22 protein-coding genes are annotated in these 21,638 nt (G+C 61.0%); 11 read left to right on the top strand and 11 right to left on the bottom strand.

What is annotated here, in order from left to right:
* Positions 1-2: 2 nt before the first annotated feature.
* Positions 3-1,223 carry a beta-ketoacyl-ACP synthase I gene (gene fabB, locus BK665_RS15960; RefSeq protein WP_054054895.1) on the top strand — a complete coding sequence of 407 codons (1,221 nt, stop codon included), beginning with the start codon at positions 3-5 and terminating at the stop codon, positions 1,221-1,223.
* A 416-nt stretch (positions 1,224-1,639) separates the two neighbouring features.
* Positions 1,640-1,834: a hypothetical protein gene (locus BK665_RS15965; RefSeq protein ID WP_123407064.1), complete on the top strand. Its 195-nt coding sequence runs from the start codon at positions 1,640-1,642 to the stop codon at positions 1,832-1,834.
* 71 nt (positions 1,835-1,905) lie between these two features.
* Here the strand turns inward: BK665_RS15965 and BK665_RS15970 are convergent, their stop codons facing one another.
* The 7 genes from BK665_RS15970 to BK665_RS16000 form a co-directional block, all read right to left on the bottom strand.
* Positions 1,906-2,448, bottom strand: coding sequence for a DUF2058 domain-containing protein (locus BK665_RS15970; RefSeq protein ID WP_123407066.1), 543 nt, complete (start codon positions 2,446-2,448; stop codon positions 1,906-1,908).
* Positions 2,449-2,476: 28 nt separating this feature from the next.
* Positions 2,477-3,310, bottom strand: a complete 834-nt coding sequence (gene mazG / locus BK665_RS15975) for a nucleoside triphosphate pyrophosphohydrolase (protein ID WP_123407068.1) — start codon at positions 3,308-3,310, stop codon at positions 2,477-2,479.
* Between the two features lie 150 nt (positions 3,311-3,460).
* Complete coding sequence (gene relA, locus BK665_RS15980) at positions 3,461-5,704, bottom strand: GTP diphosphokinase (RefSeq protein WP_123407070.1); 2,244 nt, start codon at positions 5,702-5,704, stop codon at positions 3,461-3,463.
* 125 nt (positions 5,705-5,829) lie between these two features.
* Positions 5,830-7,182 carry a 23S rRNA (uracil(1939)-C(5))-methyltransferase RlmD gene (rlmD, locus tag BK665_RS15985; RefSeq protein ID WP_123407072.1) on the bottom strand — a complete coding sequence of 451 codons (1,353 nt, stop codon included), beginning with the start codon at positions 7,180-7,182 and terminating at the stop codon, positions 5,830-5,832.
* Positions 7,182-8,084 carry a cysteine synthase CysM gene (cysM, locus tag BK665_RS15990; RefSeq protein WP_123407074.1) on the bottom strand — a complete coding sequence of 301 codons (903 nt, stop codon included), beginning with the start codon at positions 8,082-8,084 and terminating at the stop codon, positions 7,182-7,184. Before cysM ends, rlmD begins: the two co-directional genes overlap by 1 nt.
* A gap of 352 nt (positions 8,085-8,436) precedes the next feature.
* Positions 8,437-9,861, bottom strand: coding sequence for a sensor histidine kinase (locus BK665_RS15995; RefSeq protein WP_123407076.1), 1,425 nt, complete (start codon positions 9,859-9,861; stop codon positions 8,437-8,439).
* Positions 9,848-10,570 carry a response regulator transcription factor gene (locus tag BK665_RS16000; protein WP_123407078.1) on the bottom strand — a complete coding sequence of 241 codons (723 nt, stop codon included), beginning with the start codon at positions 10,568-10,570 and terminating at the stop codon, positions 9,848-9,850. Before BK665_RS16000 ends, BK665_RS15995 begins: the two co-directional genes overlap by 14 nt.
* A gap of 215 nt (positions 10,571-10,785) precedes the next feature.
* Between BK665_RS16000 and BK665_RS16005 the strand changes: the two genes are divergently transcribed.
* Together BK665_RS16005 and BK665_RS16010 are read left to right on the top strand one after the other, a co-directional pair.
* The gene (locus BK665_RS16005; protein ID WP_123407080.1) at positions 10,786-13,536 is read left to right on the top strand and encodes a response regulator; all 2,751 of its coding nucleotides are present in this window, start codon (positions 10,786-10,788) and stop codon (positions 13,534-13,536) included.
* A gap of 152 nt (positions 13,537-13,688) precedes the next feature.
* Positions 13,689-14,678, top strand: coding sequence for a 2-hydroxyacid dehydrogenase (locus tag BK665_RS16010; RefSeq protein ID WP_123407082.1), 990 nt, complete (start codon positions 13,689-13,691; stop codon positions 14,676-14,678).
* Here the strand turns inward: BK665_RS16010 and BK665_RS16015 are convergent.
* The gene (locus BK665_RS16015; protein WP_123407084.1) at positions 14,675-15,127 is read right to left on the bottom strand and encodes a hypothetical protein; all 453 of its coding nucleotides are present in this window, start codon (positions 15,125-15,127) and stop codon (positions 14,675-14,677) included. The genes BK665_RS16010 and BK665_RS16015 overlap by 4 nt on opposite strands.
* Positions 15,128-15,261: 134 nt before the next feature.
* Between BK665_RS16015 and BK665_RS16020 the strand changes: the two genes are divergently transcribed.
* Both BK665_RS16020 and BK665_RS16025 read left to right on the top strand, forming a co-directional pair.
* Positions 15,262-15,696 (top strand): hypothetical protein, encoded by a 435-nt coding sequence (locus BK665_RS16020; RefSeq protein WP_123407086.1) that lies wholly within the window; start codon positions 15,262-15,264, stop codon positions 15,694-15,696.
* Entirely contained in the window at positions 15,696-16,100 is a 405-nt protein-coding gene (locus tag BK665_RS16025; protein ID WP_123407088.1) for an META domain-containing protein, read from the top strand. The genes BK665_RS16020 and BK665_RS16025 overlap by 1 nt, the downstream gene beginning before the upstream one ends.
* A gap of 230 nt (positions 16,101-16,330) precedes the next feature.
* Here BK665_RS16025 and BK665_RS16030 read toward each other — a convergent pair whose 3' ends face one another.
* On the bottom strand, positions 16,331-16,798 hold the full coding sequence (locus BK665_RS16030; RefSeq protein WP_123407090.1) for a TlpA disulfide reductase family protein: 468 nt from the start codon (positions 16,796-16,798) through the stop codon (positions 16,331-16,333).
* 114 nt (positions 16,799-16,912) lie between these two features.
* Here BK665_RS16030 and arsC point away from each other — a divergent pair, with 114 nt between their 5' ends.
* The 3 genes from arsC to BK665_RS16045 are packed head-to-tail and all read left to right on the top strand — an operon-like array spanning position 16,913 to position 18,286.
* A complete protein-coding gene (arsC, locus tag BK665_RS16035; RefSeq protein WP_123407092.1) occupies positions 16,913-17,266 on the top strand; it encodes an arsenate reductase (glutaredoxin) in 354 nt (117 codons plus the stop codon).
* Positions 17,263-17,859, top strand: a complete 597-nt coding sequence (wrbA, locus tag BK665_RS16040; RefSeq protein ID WP_123407094.1) for an NAD(P)H:quinone oxidoreductase — start codon at positions 17,263-17,265, stop codon at positions 17,857-17,859. The genes arsC and wrbA overlap by 4 nt, the downstream gene beginning before the upstream one ends.
* A 1-nt stretch (position 17,860) precedes the next feature.
* Positions 17,861-18,286, top strand: coding sequence for a DUF2069 domain-containing protein (locus BK665_RS16045; RefSeq protein ID WP_123407096.1), 426 nt, complete (start codon positions 17,861-17,863; stop codon positions 18,284-18,286).
* A 99-nt stretch (positions 18,287-18,385) separates the two neighbouring features.
* On the opposite strand, the gene BK665_RS16050 is transcribed toward BK665_RS16045, so the two are convergent.
* Together BK665_RS16050 and ttcA are read right to left on the bottom strand one after the other, a co-directional pair.
* A complete protein-coding gene (locus BK665_RS16050; protein WP_123407098.1) occupies positions 18,386-19,060 on the bottom strand; it encodes a DNA-3-methyladenine glycosylase I in 675 nt (224 codons plus the stop codon).
* 128 nt (positions 19,061-19,188) lie between these two features.
* Entirely contained in the window at positions 19,189-20,013 is an 825-nt protein-coding gene (gene ttcA / locus BK665_RS16055) for a tRNA 2-thiocytidine(32) synthetase TtcA (RefSeq protein ID WP_123407100.1), read from the bottom strand.
* Positions 20,014-20,385: 372 nt separating this feature from the next.
* On the opposite strand from ttcA, the gene BK665_RS16060 reads away from it, so the two are divergent.
* A complete protein-coding gene (locus BK665_RS16060) occupies positions 20,386-20,988 on the top strand; it encodes a Yip1 family protein (protein ID WP_054613819.1) in 603 nt (200 codons plus the stop codon).
* Positions 20,989-21,129: 141 nt separating this feature from the next.
* Positions 21,130-21,624: a SprT family zinc-dependent metalloprotease gene (locus tag BK665_RS16065; protein ID WP_123407102.1), complete on the top strand. Its 495-nt coding sequence runs from the start codon at positions 21,130-21,132 to the stop codon at positions 21,622-21,624.
* Positions 21,625-21,638 lie beyond the last annotated feature (14 nt).

The following is a 21,638-nucleotide window of genomic DNA, read 5'->3' on the forward strand; positions in this document are numbered from 1 at the left end:
GCATGCGCCGCGTCGTTATCACTGGTCTGGGCATCGTTTCGTGCCTGGGCAATGACAAAGAGACCGTCTCCGCTAACCTGCGTGCAAGCCGCCCTGGCATCCGGTTCAACCCGGAATATGCTGAAATGGGTCTGCGTAGCCAGGTTTCCGGCTCCATTGACCTTCCCCTCGAAGAGCTGATCGATCGCAAGATCTATCGCTTCGTCGGCCACGCGGCGGCTTACGCCTACCTGGCCATGAAAGACGCCATCACTGACTCCGGTCTGACCGATGAGCAAGTCTCCAACCCGCGTACCGGCCTGATCGCCGGTTCCGGTGGCGCCTCCACGCTGAACCAGATGGAAGCGCTGGACATCCTGCGCGAGAAAGGCGTGAAGCGCGTCGGCCCATACCGCGTAACGCGGACCATGAGCAGCACCGTTTCCGCTTGTCTGGCCACGCCGTTCAAGATCAAGGGCCTGAACTACTCCATCGCGTCTGCCTGCGCTACCAGTGCTCACTGCATCGGTACGGCTATGGAACAGATCCAGATGGGCAAGCAGGACATCGTGTTCGCCGGCGGCGGTGAAGAAGAACATTGGAGCCAGTCGTTCCTGTTCGACGCCATGGGCGCACTGTCCAGCCAGTACAACGAAACCCCGGAAAAGGCTTCCCGTGCCTACGACGCCAAGCGTGACGGTTTCGTCATCGCCGGCGGTGGCGGCATGGTCGTGGTCGAGGAGCTGGAACACGCTCTGGCCCGTGGCGCGAAGATCTACGCGGAAATCGTTGGCTACGGCGCGACGTCCGACGGCTACGACATGGTCGCGCCAAGCGGCGAAGGCGCCATCCGCTGCATGCAGATGGCCATGTCCACCGTCGACACCCCGATCGACTACCTGAACACCCACGGCACCTCGACTCCGGTCGGCGACGTCGCGGAAATGAAAGGTGTGCGTGAAGTGTTCGGCGCCAACGCTCCGGCCATCAGCTCCACCAAGAGCCTGTCGGGTCACTCCCTGGGCGCCGCCGGCGTTCACGAAGCGATCTACTGCATGCTGATGATGGAAGGCAACTTCATGGCGGGTTCCGCCAACATCGACGAACTGGACCCGGAAGTGGCTGACATGCCGATCCTGACCAAGACGCGCGAAGACGCCACCATCAACACCGTGATGAGCAACAGCTTCGGCTTCGGTGGCACCAACGCCACGCTGGTGCTCAAGCGCTGGGCTGGCAAGTAACACCCCGCCCCGTTCGCTGCACACAAAAACGCCCCGACTGGTTCGGGGCTTTTTTTTTGCGCCTGGGAAAAGTACCAGCAACTGCACAATACCTGTGGGAGCGGGCTTGCTCGCGAAGGCGCAGTGTCAGTCACATCATTGCTATCTGAGGCACCGCTTTCGCGAGCAAGCCCGCTCCCACAAGGGGGATTGGAGTCAGTCTAGAGCAGCGGTTTTGTTCAAGGCGAACATGAAACTTTTGTCATTTAACTCAGCCACCTGCGACCGAATGTCGCGTGTTTAGCGGGCTGCAGGACTTTTGCAGTTTTCGCAATTATTCGTTGCCGAACGAAAGCGTTTACTTAGGAAGCTAACAAAACATATAACAGAGGCCTGCACACGCCTTGGTGCAGGTAACTGAGATTGGGAGCTAGCAGATGACTGTAAAAGTAACTGAACGCGACGATTCACATAAATCCCATGAAGGCATCGCCGCCGGTATCCGTATCTGGGATGTACATCAACAAGACATGCTGGTCGGCATGTTCCATTCCGAGACCGATGCGCATAACTACAAGTCTGAACTGGAAACACTGGAGCAACAGCGCGAACTGCGTTCCGCCCAGGTGTGAAGCAACTACAGCATTGAAAACGACAAACCCCGCCATGAGCGGGGTTTGTCGTTGTAGCGGGCCCTAAAGGCTTACCACATCAGGTCATCAGGAATCTGATAGGCCGCGTACGGATCGTCCTCGGCAGCGACTTCTTCCTTCTTGACGTTCAGCTGCACGATTCGCTGTGGATCGCGCTCCTGGATCTTCAGGGCCGCCTCACGGGGGATCACTTCGTAACCGCCGCCGTGGTGCACGATCGCCAGGAAGCCATTGCTGAGCTGGTTGCGCATCAGCGGGTTGACCGAGATGCGCTTGACCTTCTTGTCGTCCACGAAGTTGTAGTAGTCCTCGGTGGTCAACTTGGGCAGGCGCGAGACTTCGATCAATTGCTTGACCTGCGCGGCACGAGCCTTGGCCTCGACCTTTTCCTGCTGCTGGCGATTCAGCTCCTGGTCACGCTTGACCTTCTCGGCCAGCGCTTCCTTGGCCAGGCGCTGCTGGGTGTCGTCCTGTTCGATCTGGCCCTTATGGACCAGGCGTTGCTGCTTCTGCTTCTCTTTGCCGACCTGTTTGGCCTGCTTTTGGTTGACCAGCCCTGCTTTGAGCAACTGGTCGCGAAGGGAAATGCTCATGGTGCTTATTTCTCACTTAGGCAACTGCTCAACCGCAGCTGGGCAAATTCTTTTCCTGACGTTTGGCTTCACCCCATAGGGCGTCCAACTCTTCGAGGGTGCAATCTTCTATGGGACGGTGGGTGTCGCGCAATGCCTGTTCGATAAAACGGAAGCGTCTTTCGAATTTGCTGTTGGCGCCACGCAGGGCCGTTTCCGGATCGACCTTCAGATGACGCGCCAGATTGACCACGGAAAACAGCAGATCACCGACCTCGTCGGCAATCGCTGCCGAGTCGTTGTCGGCCATGGCTTCGAGCACTTCATCGAGTTCTTCGCGAACCTTGTCCAGCACCGGCAGCGCATCCGGCCAGTCGAAACCGACCTGCCCGGCGCGCTTTTGCAACTTGGCCGAGCGCGACAGTGCCGGTAGCGCTGCGGGCACGTCATCGAGCAAGGACAACTGTTCCGGCGCCGTGGACTTCTCAGCGCGCTCCTCTGCCTTGATCTCTTCCCAGCGCTGTTTGACCTGTTCTTCGTTCAGACGCGGAACGTCCAGCGGCGCGTAGAGATCACCGGTGGGGAACACGTGGGGATGACGACGGATCAGTTTGCGGGTGATGCTGTCGACCACCCCGGCGAATTCGAAGCGCCCTTCTTCCCGGGCCAGTTGGCTGTAATAAACCACCTGAAACAGCAAGTCGCCCAACTCACCCTGCAAGTGATCGAAGTCACCGCGCTCGATGGCGTCGGCCACTTCGTAGGCTTCTTCCAGGGTGTGCGGGACGATGGTGGCGTAGGTTTGCTTGATGTCCCACGGGCAGCCGAACTGCGGGTCGCGCAGGCGGTTCATCAGGTGCAGCAAGTCTTCGAGTGAATACATCAATCAATCTCTACATCTGCAACGCGGTGTGTCGGGTAACCGTAAACCTGTAGGAGCGAGGCTTGCCCGCGAAGGCGTCGTGTCAGTCGACATCTTTGTTGGCTGATACGACGCCTTCGCGGGCAAGCCTCGCTCCTACAGGGGACCGCTTCACGGGGTGCGGTTACGCCGGGTTTCGATGATGTTCGGCAATTGGGAAATCCTTCCCAGCAACCGACCCAACGCATCCAGCCCCGGAATCTCGATGGTCAGGGACATCAGCGCAGTGTTGTCCTCCTTGTTCGAGCGGGTGTTGACCGCCAGCACGTTGATCCGCTCGTTGAGCAGCACCTGCGACACGTCACGCAGCAGACCGGAACGGTCGTAGGCACGGATGATGATGTCCACCGGGTAGGTGAGCACCGGCACCGGGCCCCAGCTGACCTGGATGATCCGCTCTGGCTCGCGCCCGCCCAGTTGCAGCACCGAGGCGCAGTCCTGACGGTGAATGCTCACACCGCGGCCCTGGGTGATGTAACCGACGATCGCATCCCCCGGCAGCGGCTGGCAGCAACCGGCCATCTGGGTCATCAGGTTGCCGACACCCTGGATCTGGATATCGCCGCGTTTGCCCGGTTTGTAGCCGGTGGCTTTGCGCGGAATCAGTTCCAGTTGTTCGTTGCCGCGTTCCGGCTCGACCAGTTGCTGGGCCAGGTTGACCAGTTGCGCCAAACGCAAATCGCCGGCGCCGAGGGCGGCGAACATGTCCTCGGCGGTTTTCATGTTGGCTTTTTCGGCCAACTTGTCGAAATCCACCGCAGGCAGGCCGAGGCGCGTCAGTTCGCGCTCGATCAAGGTTTTACCGGCCGCGACGTTCTGATCACGGGCCTGCAATTTGAACCAGTGAACGATCTTCGCCCGCGCCCGGGAAGTGGTGACGTAACCCAGGTTCGAGTTCAGCCAGTCACGGCTCGGCGTGCCGTGCTTGCTGGTGATGATCTCGACCTGTTCACCGGTTTGCAGGCTGTAGTTGAGCGGCACGATGCGCCCGTTGATCTTGGCGCCACGGCAGTTGTGACCGATTTCAGTGTGTACGCGGTAGGCGAAGTCCAGCGGTGTCGAGCCTTTCGGCAAGTCGATGGCGTGACCGTCCGGGGTGAAGATGTAGACCCGGTCCGGCTCGATATCGACCCGCAACTGATCCGCCAGGCCGCCGATGTCACCGAGTTCTTCGTGCCACTCGAGGACCTGCCGCAGCCAGGAGATTTTCTCTTCGTACTGGTTGGAGCCAGCCTTGACGTCGGTGCCCTTGTAGCGCCAGTGCGCGCAAACGCCCAACTCGGCTTCTTCGTGCATGGCATGGGTGCGGATCTGCACTTCCAGCACTTTACCTTCGGGGCCGATCACGGCGGTGTGCAACGAGCGGTAGCCGTTCTCTTTCGGGTTGGCGATGTAGTCGTCGAATTCTTTCGGGATGTGTCGCCACAAGGTGTGGACGATGCCGAGCGCGGTGTAGCAGTCGCGCATTTCCGGCACCAGCACGCGAACGGCGCGCACGTCATAGATCTGGCTGAACTCCAGGCCCTTGCGCTGCATTTTGCGCCAGATCGAATAGATGTGTTTGGCCCGGCCACTGATGTCGGCATCGACGCCGGTGGCGGTCAATTCATTCTTGAGTTGGCTCATCACGTCGGCGATGAAGCGCTCGCGGTCCAGTCGCCGCTCGTGCAGCAACTTGGCAATCTGCTTGTACTGGTCGGGCTCCAGGTAACGGAAGGACAAGTCCTCCAGCTCCCACTTGATATGACCGATACCCAGGCGATGGGCGAGCGGCGCGTAGATGTCGAAGACTTCACGGGCCACGCGGTTGCGTTTTTCGTCGTCGGCGGTTTTGACCGCACGGATCGCGCAAGTGCGTTCGGCGAGTTTGATCAGCGCGACGCGCACGTCGTCGACCATCGCCACCAACATTTTGCGCAGGTTTTCCACCTGGCCCTGAGTGCCCAGCACCAGGGATTGACGGGGGCTCAGGCTGGCGCTGATCGCCGCCATGCGCAACACGCCGTCGATAAGTTTGGCGACCACCGGACCGAAGCGCTGGCTGATCGCCGGCAGTTCAATCTGGCCTTCGCGCACGCCGCGATACAGGATCGCCGCTACCAACGAATCCTGATCGAGTTTGAGGTCGGCGAGAATCTCGGCGATCTCAAGGCCCGTGCGGAAACTCGAGGTCCCTTCGGACCAGAGGTTTTTCGCCGCATTGGCTTGCTGTTCGGCCTGTCGAGCGAACTCGCAGGCTTCCTTCAAGGCTTCGCGATCCAGTGCCTGATCGACAGTGACCGCGTGATCGAGCCAAGCCTCGAGATTGATACTGCCGTCGGTGTTGATCGGCTGGTGTGCTCTCACCTGTACCATCTTGCTTTACCTTCCCTACGACGCAGATTCAATGCGTCAAATCGCTGACCTTCATTGCCCGTGAGCCCGCGCCGGGCTGGTGCGCGGCGGCTGCACGGGCGGCCAGTCGGACCAGACGAGCCGTCCTAGCTCGCTTCAAATAACGCCATGGCCTCGACATGTGCCGTCTGAGGAAACATATCGAGAATCCCGGCACGTTTTAACCGGTAGCCCTGCTTGATCAATTCAACCGTGTCCCGCGCCAGCGTTGCCGGATTGCACGACACGTATACCAACCGTTTGGCGCCCAGGGATGCCAGCTTGCGCACCACCTCGAAAGCACCGTCCCGTGGTGGGTCCAAGAGTACCGCACAAAAGCCTTCGCGCGCCCATTCGGCATCGGTCAAAGGCTGGGATAAATCGGCCTGAAAAAACCGGGTGTTATGCAAATTGTTGCTGGCGGCATTCGCAGCGGCGCGCTCGACCATCGCCTGCACACCTTCCACCGCCACTACTTCGCGCACGGCTTTGGCCAGCGGCAGGGCAAAGTTGCCCAGGCCGCAGAACAGATCCAGAACGCGCTCATCGGCCTGTGGCTTGAGCCAGTCCAGCGCCTGCGCGACCATCGCTTCATTAACCCCGGCGTTGACCTGGATGAAATCCCCCGGCCGATACGCCAGATTCAAGTCCCACTGCTCCAGGCGATAACCCAGCGTCTGGCCGGCTTCAACCGGTTGCGGCTCGCCGTCGCCATGCAGCCACAACTGGGCTTCATGGAACGCGCAGAAATCCTTGAGGATCGTCAGGTCGGCCTCGGACAACGGCGCCATGTGCCGCAGCAACACCGCCAGCGATGAACCGCTGAACAATTCCACATGCCCAAGTGCCTGGGGTTTGCTCAAACGACGGAGCATCTCCGGCAAGCGGCTCATGATCGGTTGCAAGGGCTGTACCAGCACCGGGCACTCGTTGATTGCAACGATGTCCTGACTGCCAGCCGCACGGAAACCCACTTCGAGTTTTTTCGCTTTCATGTCCCAGCGCACCGCCACCCGGGCGCGACGGCGGTAACCGAATTCCGGTCCGCTCAACGGCGCAGCCCACTCTTGAGGTTCGACACCGGCGACCTTGGATAATTGCTCGGCCAGCATGCGCTGTTTCAGGGCAAGTTGTTCGCTGTGGGGCAGGTGTTGCACGCTGCAACCGCCGCAGCGACCGGCATGGGGGCACGGTGCCGGGCGACGCAATTCGCTGGCCTGGAACACCCGCTCGGTGCGGGCCTCGACCACTTTGCCGTGGGCATTGAGCACCCGCGCCTCGACATCTTCACCGGCCAATGCGCCGATGACGAACCAGGTGCGACCTTCAAAAAACGCGATACCACGACCGTCATTGGCCAGGCGCTCGATGCTCAAGCGCTGCTTTTTGCCGGTCGGAACTTGCGGGGCCTTGCTGCCGCCCGTGGGTTGGAAGCGCAGGCCTCTCTCTTGCTTGGCCATCAGTTGGGCGCGTCGAAAATGCCGGTCGACAAGTAACGGTCGCCACGGTCGCAGATGATCGCAACGATCACCGCGTTTTCAACTTCATGGGACAGGCGCAGCATCGCTGCCACCGCACCGCCGGAGGACACACCACAGAAAATGCCTTCCTCACGGGCCAGGCGGCGGGTCACGTCCTCGGCTTCGCTTTGGGCCATGTCGACGATGCGGTCGACACGATCGGCCTGGTAGATCTTCGGCAGGTATTCTTGCGGCCAGCGACGGATGCCCGGAATCGCCGAGCCTTCCATCGGTTGCAGGCCGATGATCTGCACGCTGTCGCTCTGCTCTTTCAAGTAGCGCGACACGCCCATGATGGTGCCGGTGGTGCCCATCGAACTGACGAAATGCGTGATGGTGCCCTCGGTCTGGCGCCAGATTTCCGGGCCGGTGGTGGTGTAGTGCGCCTCAGGGTTATCCCCGTTGGCGAACTGGTCCAGCACCTTGCCACGGCCTTCGGCTTCCATGCGCTGGGCGAGGTCGCGAGCGCCTTCCATGCCTTCTTCCTGGGTGACCAGAATCAGCTCGGCGCCATAGGCCGTCATCGCGGCTTTGCGTTCAGCGCTGGAATTGTCCGGCATGATCAGGATCATCTTGTAACCCTTGATTGCGGCGGCCATGGCCAGCGCAATCCCGGTGTTACCCGACGTCGCTTCGATCAGCGTATCGCCGGCGTGAATCTGCCCACGCAACTCGGCGCGGGTGATCATCGACAGCGCCGGCCGATCCTTGACCGAACCCGCCGGGTTATTCCCTTCGAGCTTGAGCAAAAGGGTGTTGCTGGTGGCGCCAGGCAGGCGCTGCAAACGGACCAGCGGAGTGTTGCCGACGCAATCGGCGATGGTTGGGTACTGCAAGGTCATGGCGTATTCGCAATCCAGACTGCGGGGGCGCCTATCATACCGGCAAACGTTCACAGGCCATATCACGCAAAGTGTGGTGCTTATGGCTTATGGGAATAAGGGACTGGATCGCGACTCATCTTCTTTACCCCATGGCGCTTGGGCAATGAGCGCCCCAGGATGATTGTGTCAGCACTGCTGACACATTTTCCGGTTTAGAGACATCGCACTCCAACAGTGCAGTTTTCAGCATCCGTTACAGTCAGGACAAATGTCGCACCAGTGGAGCGACTTTCTCTTTAGCTTGGGAGATTGTGGTGGCTGGCAGGGCCTCTTCGCGAGCAAGCCCGCTCCCACAGGGGATCCGTGGTGATCACGCTATTTGTGGACGACAGAGGTCCACTGTGGGAGCGGGCTTGCTCGCGAAGGCGTCGTCACTGACGCCACAAACATCCGCCAATAACCGCATATTCAACCGCAACCCCACCCCAGTGTTCTGCGCCCAAAGCGTCCCCCCCTGACGCTGCACCGCGTTCCTGGCAATGCTCAACCCCAGCCCAAACCCGCCATCCCCCGGTCGCGAACCATCGAGGCGAATAAAGGGCGAGAAGATCCGCTCCAGATCACTTTCAGCCACCCCGCCGCCCTGATCCTCCAGCCACAGATGCCAGAAGTCGCCGTCACGCTGCCCGCCAAGGCTGACCAAGCCACCGTTGGGGGAATGTCGGATCGCGTTGCGCACGATGTTTTCCAATGCCTGGGCCAAGGTATTCAGATGCCCACGGACCCAGCAGGATGAATCCACCTCGCAGCGCAATTGACTCGCCGGCCAGCCGCTTTCGTAGCAGGCGTTTTCCGTGAGCATGTCCCACAGCGCCTGAATCTGGATCGATTCATCGGGCAACCGGGTGCGTTCGGTGTCGAGCCAGGCCAGTTGCAGGGTGTCTTCCACCAGGCGCTGCATGCCATCGACTTCGCGGCCGATGCGCTCGCGCAATTGCACCAGCCCCTGCTCGCTTTCGCTGGCCACCCGCAGGCGACTCAGGGGTGTGCGCAGTTCGTGGGACAGGTCGCGCAGCAGTTGTTGTTGCAGGGCGACGGTGCTTTGCAAGCGTTCGGACATGTGGTCGAAGGCCCGGCCCAGCTCGCCTAGTTCATCGGAGCGATTGGTGGTGTGGCTCGACAGGCGCACGTTCAATTGGTCGGCACGCCAGGCGTTGGCCTGTTCGCGCAGGCTGTTCAACGGCACGACCAGCAATCGATACAAGCCAACGCACAGCAGCAAGGTGAACAGCCCGGGAATCACCCCGTTGGTGATTACACGCCAGAACACCCGGTACTGCCCAGGCATGAAACGTTGCGGTAATTCGATCACCAGGTTGCCGGCGTACGGGTCGCCGGGAAACGGCACACGCAACCACGGCAGGTTTTTCTTGTGGATGGGCCAGTCCAGGCCGCGCAGGAAGGTCAGGTGTTCGATTTCCTTGTCCGTCAGCGACGCGCTGCCCAAGGACTGCAAATCCCCGCCAATCACGCCAACCCAGCCTGTTTCACGCTGTTTCATGCCTTGCAGCCAGGCATCGACGCCCGCCCGTTGGCGCTGCTGCCACGCCTGTTCGGCTTCGGCGGCGTAGCGGGTCAAGGTGCCGCGGGCGTCATCGGACAGGAACTGGTTGCGCTGCTCCATATAGCGGCCCCAGGACCAGCTCAACCAGATCATCAACAGACAAAACGCCACCAGCAAACACGCCAGCTTCCAGAACAGCGAGTGCCGGCCCGGCAGGTCAGACCATTTCATCGACGGCGCTCATCACGTAACCCTTGCCCCATACCGTGCGCACTTCCCGCTCCGCGTAGCCGACAGCCTTGAGCTTGCGACGGATCTGGCTGATATGCATGTCCAGGCTACGGTCATGGGCCGCGTAGCCCCGTTGCAGCACTTGCTGATAAAGGAAGGCCTTGCTCAGTACTTCGTCGTGGTTGCGATTGAGGATTTCCAGCAGTCGGTACTCGCTGCGGGTCAGGCCGGCAGCCTGTTCGCGGTAGAAAACCTCACACTGGTCCTCGTCGAACAGCAAGCTGTGAACGGGGCTGATCACCGCGAAAGGTTCTGGCCGACGGTCGAGGGCCACCCGGCGCAGGATGGCTTCGATGCGCACCCGCAGCTCGGCCATGCTGAACGGCTTGGGCAGGTAATCGTCGGCACCCAGGCGAAAACCGCTGATGCGATCAGCCTCGGCGCCCAGTGCCGACATCAGCACCACCGGCGTGGCATGACTCTGGCGCAATTGGGTCAACACGTTCAAGCCGTCGAGTCCCGGCAGCAGGATATCCATCAGCACCACATCAAACGGCTGGCCGCGGGCGATGGCCAGGCCTTCCTGGCCGTTCTGGCACCAGGTCACCTGAAAACCGCAGCGCCCCAGGTGCTCGTGGACATAAGCACCGAGCACGAGGTCGTCTTCTATAGACAGGATACGAGGATGGCCAGCAGTGATGGGATTCATGACTATCTGCAAATAATTCTCAGTTGGCGATTATTCAAGATTGCCTCGCCATGGGCAACCCAAGGTTTGCCCGGCAGGCGAAAGCGTCGATCCAACCGACGAATGACGACATCAATTTTACGAAGATTGCCCGCAAGCAAATCGCTACACTGCGCAAGTGGTGCGTGCCGGATGCACGCGCGGGTCCAATAAATAGCGGGATGCAGGAGAAATGCGTGCTTAAGAAACTGGGAATCAAAGGCCGCGTGCTGTTGCTGACCTTGCTGCCCACCAGCCTGATGGCCTTGGTGCTGGGCGGCTATTTCACCTGGATGCAGCAATCGGACCTGCAAGCCCAACTCATGCAGCGCGGCGAGATGATCGCCGAGCAACTGGCGCCGCTGGTGGCCCCGGCCATGGGCCACAAGGACACCGACCTGCTGGAACGCATCGCCACCCAGTCCCTGGAACAGACCGACGTGCGCGCCGTGACCTTCCTCGCTCCCGACCGCACGCCCCTGGCCCACGCCGGCCCGACCATGCTCAACGCAGCGCCGATCGGCAACGGCTCGCAGATGCTGCGCCGTAGCGGCAATGACGCCACCCGCTATCTGCTGCCGGTGTTCGGCAAGCATCGCAACCTGGCCGGCGACGTGATTCCCGATGAAGCCGACCGACTGCTGGGCTGGGTCGAACTGGAACTGTCCCACAACGGCATGTTGCTGCGCGGTTACCGCAGCCTGTTCGCCAGTCTGCTGCTGATTGGCGCCGGGCTGGCTGGGGCGGCGCTGCTGGCGTTGCGCATGGGCCGCACGATCAACCGGCCGATCAGCCAGATCAAACTGGCGGTGGCGCAGCTCAAGGACGGTCATCTGGAAACCCGCCTGCCGCCCCTCGGCAGCCAGGAACTGGATGAGCTGGCGTCCGGCATCAACCGCATGGCCGGCACCCTGCAAAACGCCCAGGAAGAATTGCAACACAGCGTCGATCAGGCCACCGAAGACGTGCGCCAGAACCTGGAAACCATCGAAATCCAGAACATCGAACTGGACCTGGCGCGCAAGGAAGCCCTGGAAGCGAGCCGGATCAAATCCGAGTTCCTGGCCAACATGAGCCATGAAATCCGCACGCCGCTCAACGGCATTCTCGGCTTCACCCATTTGCTGCAAAAAAGCGAGTTGACCCCGCGCCAGCTCGATTACCTGGGCACCATCGAAAAGTCCGCCGACAGCCTGCTGGGGATCATCAATGAGATCCTCGACTTCTCGAAAATCGAGGCCGGCAAACTGGTACTCGACAACATTCCGTTCAACCTGCGCGACCTGCTGCAGGACACCCTGACCATCCTCGCCCCCGCAGCTCATGCCAAACAACTGGAGCTGGTGAGCCTGGTCTATCGCGACACGCCGCTGTCGCTGGTGGGTGATCCGCTGCGCCTGAAACAGATCCTCACCAATCTGGTCAGCAACGCGATCAAGTTCACCCGCGAAGGCACCATCGTCGCCCGGGCAATGCTCGAAGAAGAACACGAAGACAGCGTGCAACTGCGCATCAGCATTCAGGACACCGGCATCGGCCTGTCGAACCAGGACGTGCGTGCCCTGTTCCAGGCCTTCAGCCAGGCGGATAACTCGCTGTCGCGCCAACCTGGCGGCACCGGGCTGGGGCTGGTGATTTCCAAGCGTTTGATCGAGCAGATGGGCGGCGAGATTGGCGTCGACAGCACGCCGGGGGAAGGCTCGGAATTCTGGATCAGCCTGAGCCTGCCGAAAACCCGCGACGACGCCGAAGACCTGCCCGGGCCGCCGTTGCTCGGGCGTCGGGTCGCCGTGCTGGAAAACCACGAACTGGCCCGTCAGGCGTTGCAGCATCAACTGGAAGATTGCGGCCTGGAAGTCACGCCGTTCAACACGCTGGAAAGCCTGACCAATGGCGTCACCGGCGCCCATCAGACCGAGCAGGCCATCGACTTGGCGGTACTCGGCATCACCAGCAACGACATGCCGCCGGAACGCCTCAACCAACACATCTGGGACCTTGAGCACTTGGGCTGCAAAGTCCTGGTGCTGTGCCCGACCACCGAGCAGACGCTGTTCCACCTCTCGGTGCCCAACCCCCACAGCCAGCTCCAGGCCAAACCGGCGTGCACGCGCAAATTGCGCCGGGCCTTGTCCGATCTGGTCAACCCGCGCCAGCAGCGCAGTGAACCCGGCGAACCGGTATCGAGCCGGGCGCCGAAGGTCCTTTGCGTCGACGACAACCCGGCCAATCTGCTGCTGGTGCAAACCCTGCTCGAAGACATGGGCGCCAAAGTCCTCGCCGTGGAAAGCGGTTACGCCGCCGTCAAAGCGGTGCAGAACGAAACCTTCGACCTGGTGCTGATGGACGTACAAATGCCGGGCATGGATGGACGCCAAAGCACCGAGGAGATTCGTCAGTGGGAAAGCGAGCGGCATTGCACGCCACTGCCAATCGTAGCCCTCACCGCCCACGCCATGGCCAACGAAAAACGCGCCCTGCTGCAAAGCGGCATGGACGATTACCTGACCAAACCCATCAGCGAACGGCAACTGGCCCAAGTGGTGCTGAAGTGGACCGGCCTGGCCCTGCGCAATCAGGTGCCGGAGCGCTCCAGCGACAACCCTGTTGGCATTGACTTGCTGGTGCTTGATCACGACGAAGGTTTGCGTTTGGCCGCCGGCAAGGCCGATCTGGCAGCGGACATGCTGGCGATGCTATTGGCCTCCCTGGAAGCCGATCGCGAGGCGATTCGCGTCGCCCGCGAAGCCAATGACCAGAATGCCTTGATCGAACGGGTCCATCGCCTGCACGGCGCCACCCGTTACTGCGGCGTCCCGCAATTGCGCGCCGCCTGCCAGCGCAGCGAAACCCTGCTCAAGCAACAAGACCCGAAAGCGGCGGCAGCCCTCGAAGAACTGGAGCGCTCGATCAATCGCCTGGCGGCGCAAGCGCGCATCGGCGCCTGATCCAACCCAGCGCGGTACGACTGTGGGAGCGAGCCCGCTCGCGAAGAGGGCCTACCATTCAACATAGATGTTGTCTGGCACACCGATTTCGCGAGCAGGCTCGCTCCCACAGGGGCTGCGCCAGCGGCTACACAAAATCTCCAGGAGGAAAAATGCGCACGATTCTTTTCAGCAGCCAGACCTACGACCGCGACAGTTTTCTTGCGGCGCACTTGCCCGCCGGCATCGAGTTGCAGTTCCAGTCGGCGCGCCTGAGCCTCGACACCGTGGCGCTGGCCGAGCAGCACGAAGTGGTCTGCGCCTTTATCAACGACGACCTCAGCGCCCCGGTGCTCGAACGCCTGGCCGCCGGCGGAACGCGCCTGATCGCCTTGCGCTCGGCCGGTTACAACCATGTTGATCTGCCGACGGCGAAACGCCTGGGGCTGGCCATCGTGCGCGTGCCGGCCTACTCGCCCCACGCCATCGCCGAGCACGCGGTGGCGTTGATCCTGGCGCTCAACCGGCACCTGCACCGCGCCTACAACCGTACCCGCGAAGGCGACTTCAGCCTCCACGGCCTGACCGGTTTCGACCTGGTGGGCAAGACCGTCGGCGTGGTCGGCACCGGGCAGATCGGTGCGACTTTCGCGAAAATCATGCACGGTTTCGGCTGCCAGTTGCTGGCCTGCGACCCTTACCCCAATCCTCAGGTCGAAGCCCTCGGCGCGCGCTATCTGGAGTTGCCGCAACTGCTGGCCGAGTCGCAGATCATCAGCCTGCACTGCCCGCTCAACCAGCAGAGCAAACACCTGATCAACAGTGAATCACTGGCGCACATGCAACCGGGGGCGATGCTGATCAACACCGGGCGCGGTGGCCTGGTGGACACCCCGGCGCTGATCGACGCGTTGAAGGACGGGCAATTGGGTTATCTGGGGCTGGATGTCTATGAAGAAGAGGCGCAGCTATTTTTCGAGGACCGTTCCGACTTGCCGCTGCAAGACGATGTGCTGGCGCGGCTGCTGACCTTTCCCAACGTCATCATCACCGCGCACCAGGCCTTCCTGACCCGCGAAGCCCTGGGCGCGATTGCCGCGACGACCTTGCAGAACATCGCGGCCTGGGCGGCCGGAGCGCCGCAGAATCGGGTCGAAGGTTAGATCTTCGCGATCAGGATCATCAAGCCCAGCCAGCAGAAACCGATCAGGCGCTGTTGCAAAGAGTGCCCGCGACGCAGCAGTAACCAGACAAACGCCATGGGCAGCAAAAACACCATGGCCTTCAGCCAACCCTCCACCGGGCGGACCGTGTCTGCCCAGGCGTCGGCCGCCGCCGCGCTCACTGGCGCGCCCCGGCGTCGGTGTCGAGAAATAGGTGCGGCTGGCATCTCGGGCGCGGGCTCGACTTTGCGCGGCGGCTCGGGCTCGGGCTCAGGCTCGACAGAAGAGACCTCGGCTACCTGCTCATCCTGCGGCAATTTGCCAAAAGAAAGAGGGGAAGCCCTGAATGTGGTCGCCCGCACCGCCATGACTGGCGCGCCGCAGTGAATGCACGAAGGTGTTTCAGAGCTGATGCTCCTTTTGCATTCAAAACATTCGATCAAGGCCATTTCCATTCCTTATGGGTGCAAAAGCGGCAGTGTGCCATGAGTGGGCAGTTGATTTGAACCTGATCGAAGGTCACATGCCCGCGCCATGCTGCGTTGATGCCCGTGCTAGCATACCGCGCATATTTGGAGGACCCATGGTCGAACACGATTTCCGCTACAGCCTGATGAACCCGCAGCACACCCTGACTGAATGCCGCGCCCTGGTGCCGGGGCGTTATCAAGTCACCGGCAACGGCGGCTCGATTCGCAATAATGACGTGCTGCTGGTCACCCTCAAAGGTGCCAAGGACTTGTCCATGCGCCTGACCGTCGAAACCGTCCGCCACCTGATCAACCCGCCCGGCCAATGGGTCGCGGTGGCCAGTGGTCCGGTGTTCGGCGAACTGGCGATCCATACCTGGAAGGTCAACTGTGACAGCTGCGCCAAAGAACTGAGCTTCGAGTTCGCGGTCGACGCCAAGCTGGGCAACAAGGCCGAAAAGCCTGCCGCCACTGCGCGAATTGCCGAGCTGGGCTGGACCACCGCTGGCGAGAAACACCTGTGCCCGACATGTCAGGAGCCTGCGTGATGAAACACCTTGCCCTGGCGGCCATGATCGGCGCCAGTCTGATGGGCTGCGCCGCCGACCCCGTCCAACTGCAACAGAACCGCAGCTACATTCTTGAGTGGATCGGCGAGCGTCCGCTGATGGACTACAGCCACCTGACCATCACCCTCGGTGACGACGGCCGGGCCTACGGCAACGGCGGCTGCAACCACTGGTTCGCGCCGTACACCCTGGACGGCGACAAGCTGACCTTCGGCAAAGTCGGCAGCACCCGCAAACTCTGTGCACCGGCGTTGATGGAGCAGGAAAAACGTTTCCTGCAAGCGCTGGAAAATGTGCAGCGCTGGGACATCTCGCCGATCGACCAGATGCGCTTCTGGCCGGCCGAAGGCAAACCGCTGCGTTGGTGGCTTGAAGAGGGTTGATTGGCTGTTCGAATGTGTTCGGTCAGCCAGATCCACCCCTCACCCTAACCCTCTCCCCAGAGGGTAGAGGGGACTGACCGAGTTGTTCTTGGAGCTACATCGACCTGAAAAATCGAGTCGATCTCAAGATTTGAAAAGCATGCGGTCTGCTCCCTTTCCCCCTCTCCCCTTTGGGGAGAGGGCTGGGGTGAGGGGTTGGATCTAAGGACCAACACCCATTTCAGTCCTACTCAATTCGTCGCCTTCAACTCCTCAAGCTTCGCCATCACCCCCGCCGCCGTCTGCTCGCCCATCAACTGTTCCCGCACCTTGCCCTTGTTATCGATGATGTACGTCACCGGCAACGCTTCACTGCGCGGCAAATCAAACAGCTCAGCTGGGTCCTGCGCCAGCACGGTGAACTTGATCCCCAGTTTTTCACTGGCGCCCTTCAGCTCTTCACCCTGCACATTGTCGAAGTTGACCCCGAACACGCCGATCTTCTTGCCCTTGAGCTCTTCGGCCAAGGCATTCAACTGTGGAATCTCGGTCCGGCACGGGCCACACCATTCGGCCCAGTAATTAAGCACGAACCACTGTTTATCGAGACGCCCGGCCGCGACTTTGTGACCGTCCTGGTCAATGCCGTAGTCGTTGCCGCAGCCCCCCAGCATCAGCGCCCCGATGATCGCCAATGCCGCTGCCAATCGCCTTGTCATGTCGTGATCCTTGTTCAAAATTGAATGCGCCTGCGACCCATCGCCTCCCGAGGTTCTGGATTGCGCGCTGCACAGTTAGAATAGCCGCCACCTTACGCAAGATGCGACCCGCACATGACCGATCTGACGCTTTATCACAACCCGCGCTGCTCGAAATCCCGCGGTGCGCTCGAACTCCTTGAAGCCCGAGGCCTGGCCCCGACGGTGGTGCGCTACCTCGAAACCCCGCTGGACGCCGCGCAACTCCAGGGCCTGCTGAAAAAACTCGGCATCACCGCCCGACAATTGCTGCGCACCGGCGAGGACGAGTACAAGACCCTCAACCTGGCCGACGCCAGCCTGAGCGAGGCGCAATTGATCGCGGCCATCGCAGCGCACCCGAAACTCATGGAGCGACCGATTCTGGAAGTCGGCGACAAAGCGGTCATTGGCCGTCCGCCGGAAAATGTGCTGGAGCTGTTGCCGTGAGCGCGCCGTACATTCTGGTTCTGTATTACAGCCGCAGCGGCTCGACCAATGAAATGGCGCGGCAGATTGCCCGCGGTGTCGAGCAGTCGGGCATGGAAGCGCGCCTGCGCACCGTGCCGGCGATTTCCACCGAGTGTGAAGCGGTATCGCCAGACATCCCGGATGAAGGCGCGCTGTACGCCAGCCTCGATGACCTGAAGAACTGCGCGGGCCTGGCCCTCGGCAGCCCGACTCGCTTCGGCAACATGGCGGCGCCGCTCAAGTACTTCCTCGACGGCACCAGCAACCTGTGGCTGACCGGCGCCCTCGTCGGCAAACCGGCGGGCGTGTTCACTTCCACCGCGAGTCTGCATGGCGGCCAGGAAACCACCCTGCTGTCGATGATGTTGCCGTTGCTGCACCACGGCATGCTGATCACCGGCCTGCCCTACAGCGAATCGGCCCTGCTGGAAACCCGTGGTGGCGGCACGCCCTACGGCGCCAGCCATCACGCCGGGGCGGATGGCAAACAGGGGTTGAATGAGCACGAAGTCGCGCTGTGCCGCGCCCTGGGTCTGCGCCTGGGCAAAACGGCCCAGAAGCTGGAGAGCTGACATGGCGAAGAAGCCGAAGATACTGCCCTCCATCGAATGGCTCGAACCGCGAGTCCGGGCGATGCGTGTGGTCAGCCTGCTGTGCTTTTTCAGTCTGGTGGGGTTGCTCTGCGCTTACTACCTGCTGGTTGCAGACCTGCATGGCGCACGGCCCTGGGTGATTTTGCTGATCGAGCTGGTGCCGCTGCTGTTGCTGGCGCCGGGGATGATTGTCGGCAGCGCCCGTGGGCATTCGTGGATGTGCTTTGTGGTGAATTTGTATTTCATCAAGGGCGCATTGGCCGCGTATGACCCGAACCGGCAGTGGTTCGGGTTGCTGGAGATGGGCGCGAGCCTGGCGGTGTTTTGCTCGGCGTTGCTGTATGTGCGGTGGCGGTTTCAGTTAAATCGCAAGCTTGCTGGCGAGGGCGAGATCTCCGTCGCTTGATCGGACGCCTTCGCGAGCAAGCCCGCTCCCACATTGGATCTGTGTCGTTCACACATCCCCTGTGGGAGCGGGCTTGCTCGCGAAGGGATCGACGCGGTCTCAATGATTCACTGTGTAAGCCAACATCATCGATATCTGGCTCATCGCCCGCCCGCCACTCTGTTCATGCCACTGGTTGAACACATCCTGCACCAACGCCAGATCCCGCTGGCTGGTCGGCACCTTGTCGACGATCTTCTGCGCGTTCAACCCGGCCACCACGTCATAGCTCGGCACGAACGTATCCTTGCCGACCATGCGCAAGAAACGCGGCGCCGACAACCCGCCCAGTTGATGACCGCGCTTTTTCAGGAAGGTCCACAAGCCAACGATATCGGTCACCGGCCACTCGGCGATCAATTCGCCAAAACTGCCCTTCTCATGGGCCACGTCGAGGATGAACTGCGCATTGCGCGGCACGCTCTTGAGCTTGCCCAGATGGCGGATGATCCGCGCATCCTGCATCAGGCGCTCCAGGTGTTCGGCGCTCATCAGCACGACTTTTTCCGGGTCGAACTTAAAGAACACTTCCTCGAAGGCCGGCCACTTGGCGTCCACCAGGCTGTGCTTGAGCCCGGCGCGGAATACGCGCAAGGCCATGGTCGAGAGGTAACGGTCGTCGCTGATCTTGCGCAACTGCGCCGGTGTCTTGGGAACCGGCAGATGGGCTTCCAGTTCAGCCGCCGAACCGAAGCGGTTCAGACAGTACTCGTGTAGCCACTTGTAATCGCGCATGCCCTCTCCTGAGGATTGAAATACATAACCTGTGGGAGCGGGCTTGCTCGCGAAGGCGGTGGGTCAGTCGAAACACTATTGCCTGACACACCGCTTTCGCGAGCAAGCCCGCTCCCACATGGGTTTGTTCAGAGGTTAACCACGTTCACGAACCGCGAAGCGGCGGTTTCATCGATGCGCAGGTTGGTGAAGTCAAACAGGTTGCGGTCCGCCAGTTGCGACGGCTGCACATTCTGCAGACTGCGGAAAATACTTTCCGTGCGGCCCGGGGTCTTGCGCTCCCAGTCTTGCAGCATGTCCTTGACCACCTGGCGTTGCAGGTTTTCCTGGGAGCCGCAGAGGTTGCACGGGATGATCGGGAATTGCTTGAAATCCGAATAGGCCTGGATGTCTTTTTCGTTGCAGTAGGCCAGCGGGCGGATCACCACGTTGCGCCCGTCGTCGGAGCGCAGTTTCGGCGGCATGGCTTTGAGCGAACCGTTGAAGAACATGTTGAGGAAGAACGTCTCGACGATGTCGTCACGGTGGTGACCGAGGGCCATTTTGGTGGCGCCGATTTCATCGGCGAAGGTGTACAGCGTGCCGCGACGCAGGCGAGAGCACAGCGAGCACGTGGTCTTGCCTTCCGGAATCAGTTCCTTGACCACCGAATAGGTGTCTTTCTCGACGATGTGGTATTCGACGCCCAATGCCTTGAGATAGGCCGGCAGTACGTGCTCGGGGAAACCCGGCTGCTTCTGGTCCATGTTCACGGCCACGATGTCGAACTTGATCGGGGCGACCTTCTGAAAGTGCATCAGCACATCGAGCAGGGTGTAACTGTCCTTGCCACCGGACAGGCAGACCATGACCTTGTCGCCGTCTTCAATCATGTTGAAATCGGCAACAGCCTCACCGGCCTGGCGGCGAAGGCGCTTTTGCAGTTTGTTCTGGTTGACCGTGAGAGTGCCCATGACGCGAATCCGTGAGGTGTGACGAAAGGCCGGCATTTTACGCAAAAACTGCCCGTCGGCGAAGAGCCCACTATCCCCCTGTGGGAGCGGGCTTGCTCGCGAAGGCGGAGTGTCAGTTGACACAGTTTTGCCTGATACACCGCTTTCGCGAGCAAGCCCGCTCCCACAAGGGATTGGGGTGACAGACCCGCTCGCGATTAACAGAGGTGTTTACAGCGCGATTTGCTCTAACGCCCTGCAACCTGCGCCGGTAACTCCTTTCTATACTGCGACATAAGGTCGCACACATATCCAGACCTTTACTTACATGGCCCCTTTGGCCCGTAGGCGCTCCGCTGGGGGGCGATGGTAAAAACAAGAGGAGTGACTGGCATGATCCATCACGTAGTGGGGCTCTTCACCCACCCCGACCAGGAATGGAAAGAAATCCGTGGCGACCAGGAGGAAAGCATCAGCCACATGTACCTCACCCACACCCTGATTCTGGCGGCGATTCCCGCCGTGTCGGCGTTTATTGGCACCACGCAAGTCGGCTGGGTCATTGGCAGTCGGGCACCGGTGATGCTCACCACAGAAAGCGCGCTATGGATGACGATCATGTCGTACGTGGCGATGCTCGGCGGCGTGGCGGTCATGGGCGCGTTCATCCACTGGATGGCCCGCACCTATGATGCCAACCCGAGCCTGGCCCGTTGTGTCGCCTTTGCCACCTACACCGCGACACCGTTGTTCGTCGGCGGGTTGGCGGCGCTGTATCCACACATGTGGCTGGGGATGATCGTCGGCACGGCGGCCATCTGCTACACGGTGTACCTGCTGTACGTGGGGTTGCCGACCTTCATGAACATTCCATCGGACGAGGGGTTCCTGTTTTCAAGCTCCGTGCTCGCCGTAGGCCTGGTGGTGCTGGTGGCCATCATGGCGTTTACCGTTATTGTCTGGGGACTCGGCGTGGGGCCGGTCTATACGAACTAGCGTTGCCCTAAAACAAGATCTGCCAATACAGGCCGCCGCAAGGCGGCCTTCTAATGAGTGAGGAATGACCATTCGGCGCCTCACTGATTCGCAAGTCCCGGGGGTTGCGGCATACTCGACGTCTCTGGAGATCCATCAAGCATGCCCGAGCAACTCAATACCCGCGTCGAAGACTGTTTCCAACAAGCCGAATCCTTTTTCAAACGACCTTTCAAACGCCCCGTGGTGAGCCTCAAGCTGCGCGGGCAAAAAGCCGGGGTCGCGCATCTGCACGAGAACCTGCTGCGCTTCAATCCGCAGCTGTACCGGGAAAACACCGAAGACTTCCTCAAGCAAACCGTGGCCCACGAAGTCGCGCACCTGATCGCCCATCAACTGTTCGGCGACCGCATCCAGCCCCACGGCGAGGAGTGGCAACTGATCATGCGCGGCGTTTACGAACTGCCGCCCAACCGTTGCCACACCTACGATGTCAAACGCCGCAGCGTGACCCGCTACATCTACAAATGCCCGTGCGCCGACAGCGATTTCCCGTTTTCGGCGCAGCGGCACAGTTTGGTACGTCAGGGGCGGCGGTATTTGTGCCGACGCTGCCGCAGTACGTTGGTGTTCAGTGGGGAGATGCGGGTCGAGTAGCCGAGCGATCGTTC

The sequence above is a fragment of the Pseudomonas frederiksbergensis genome (genome assembly GCF_003732665.1).
GTDB classification, from domain to species: domain Bacteria; phylum Pseudomonadota; class Gammaproteobacteria; order Pseudomonadales; family Pseudomonadaceae; genus Aquipseudomonas; species Aquipseudomonas frederiksbergensis_G.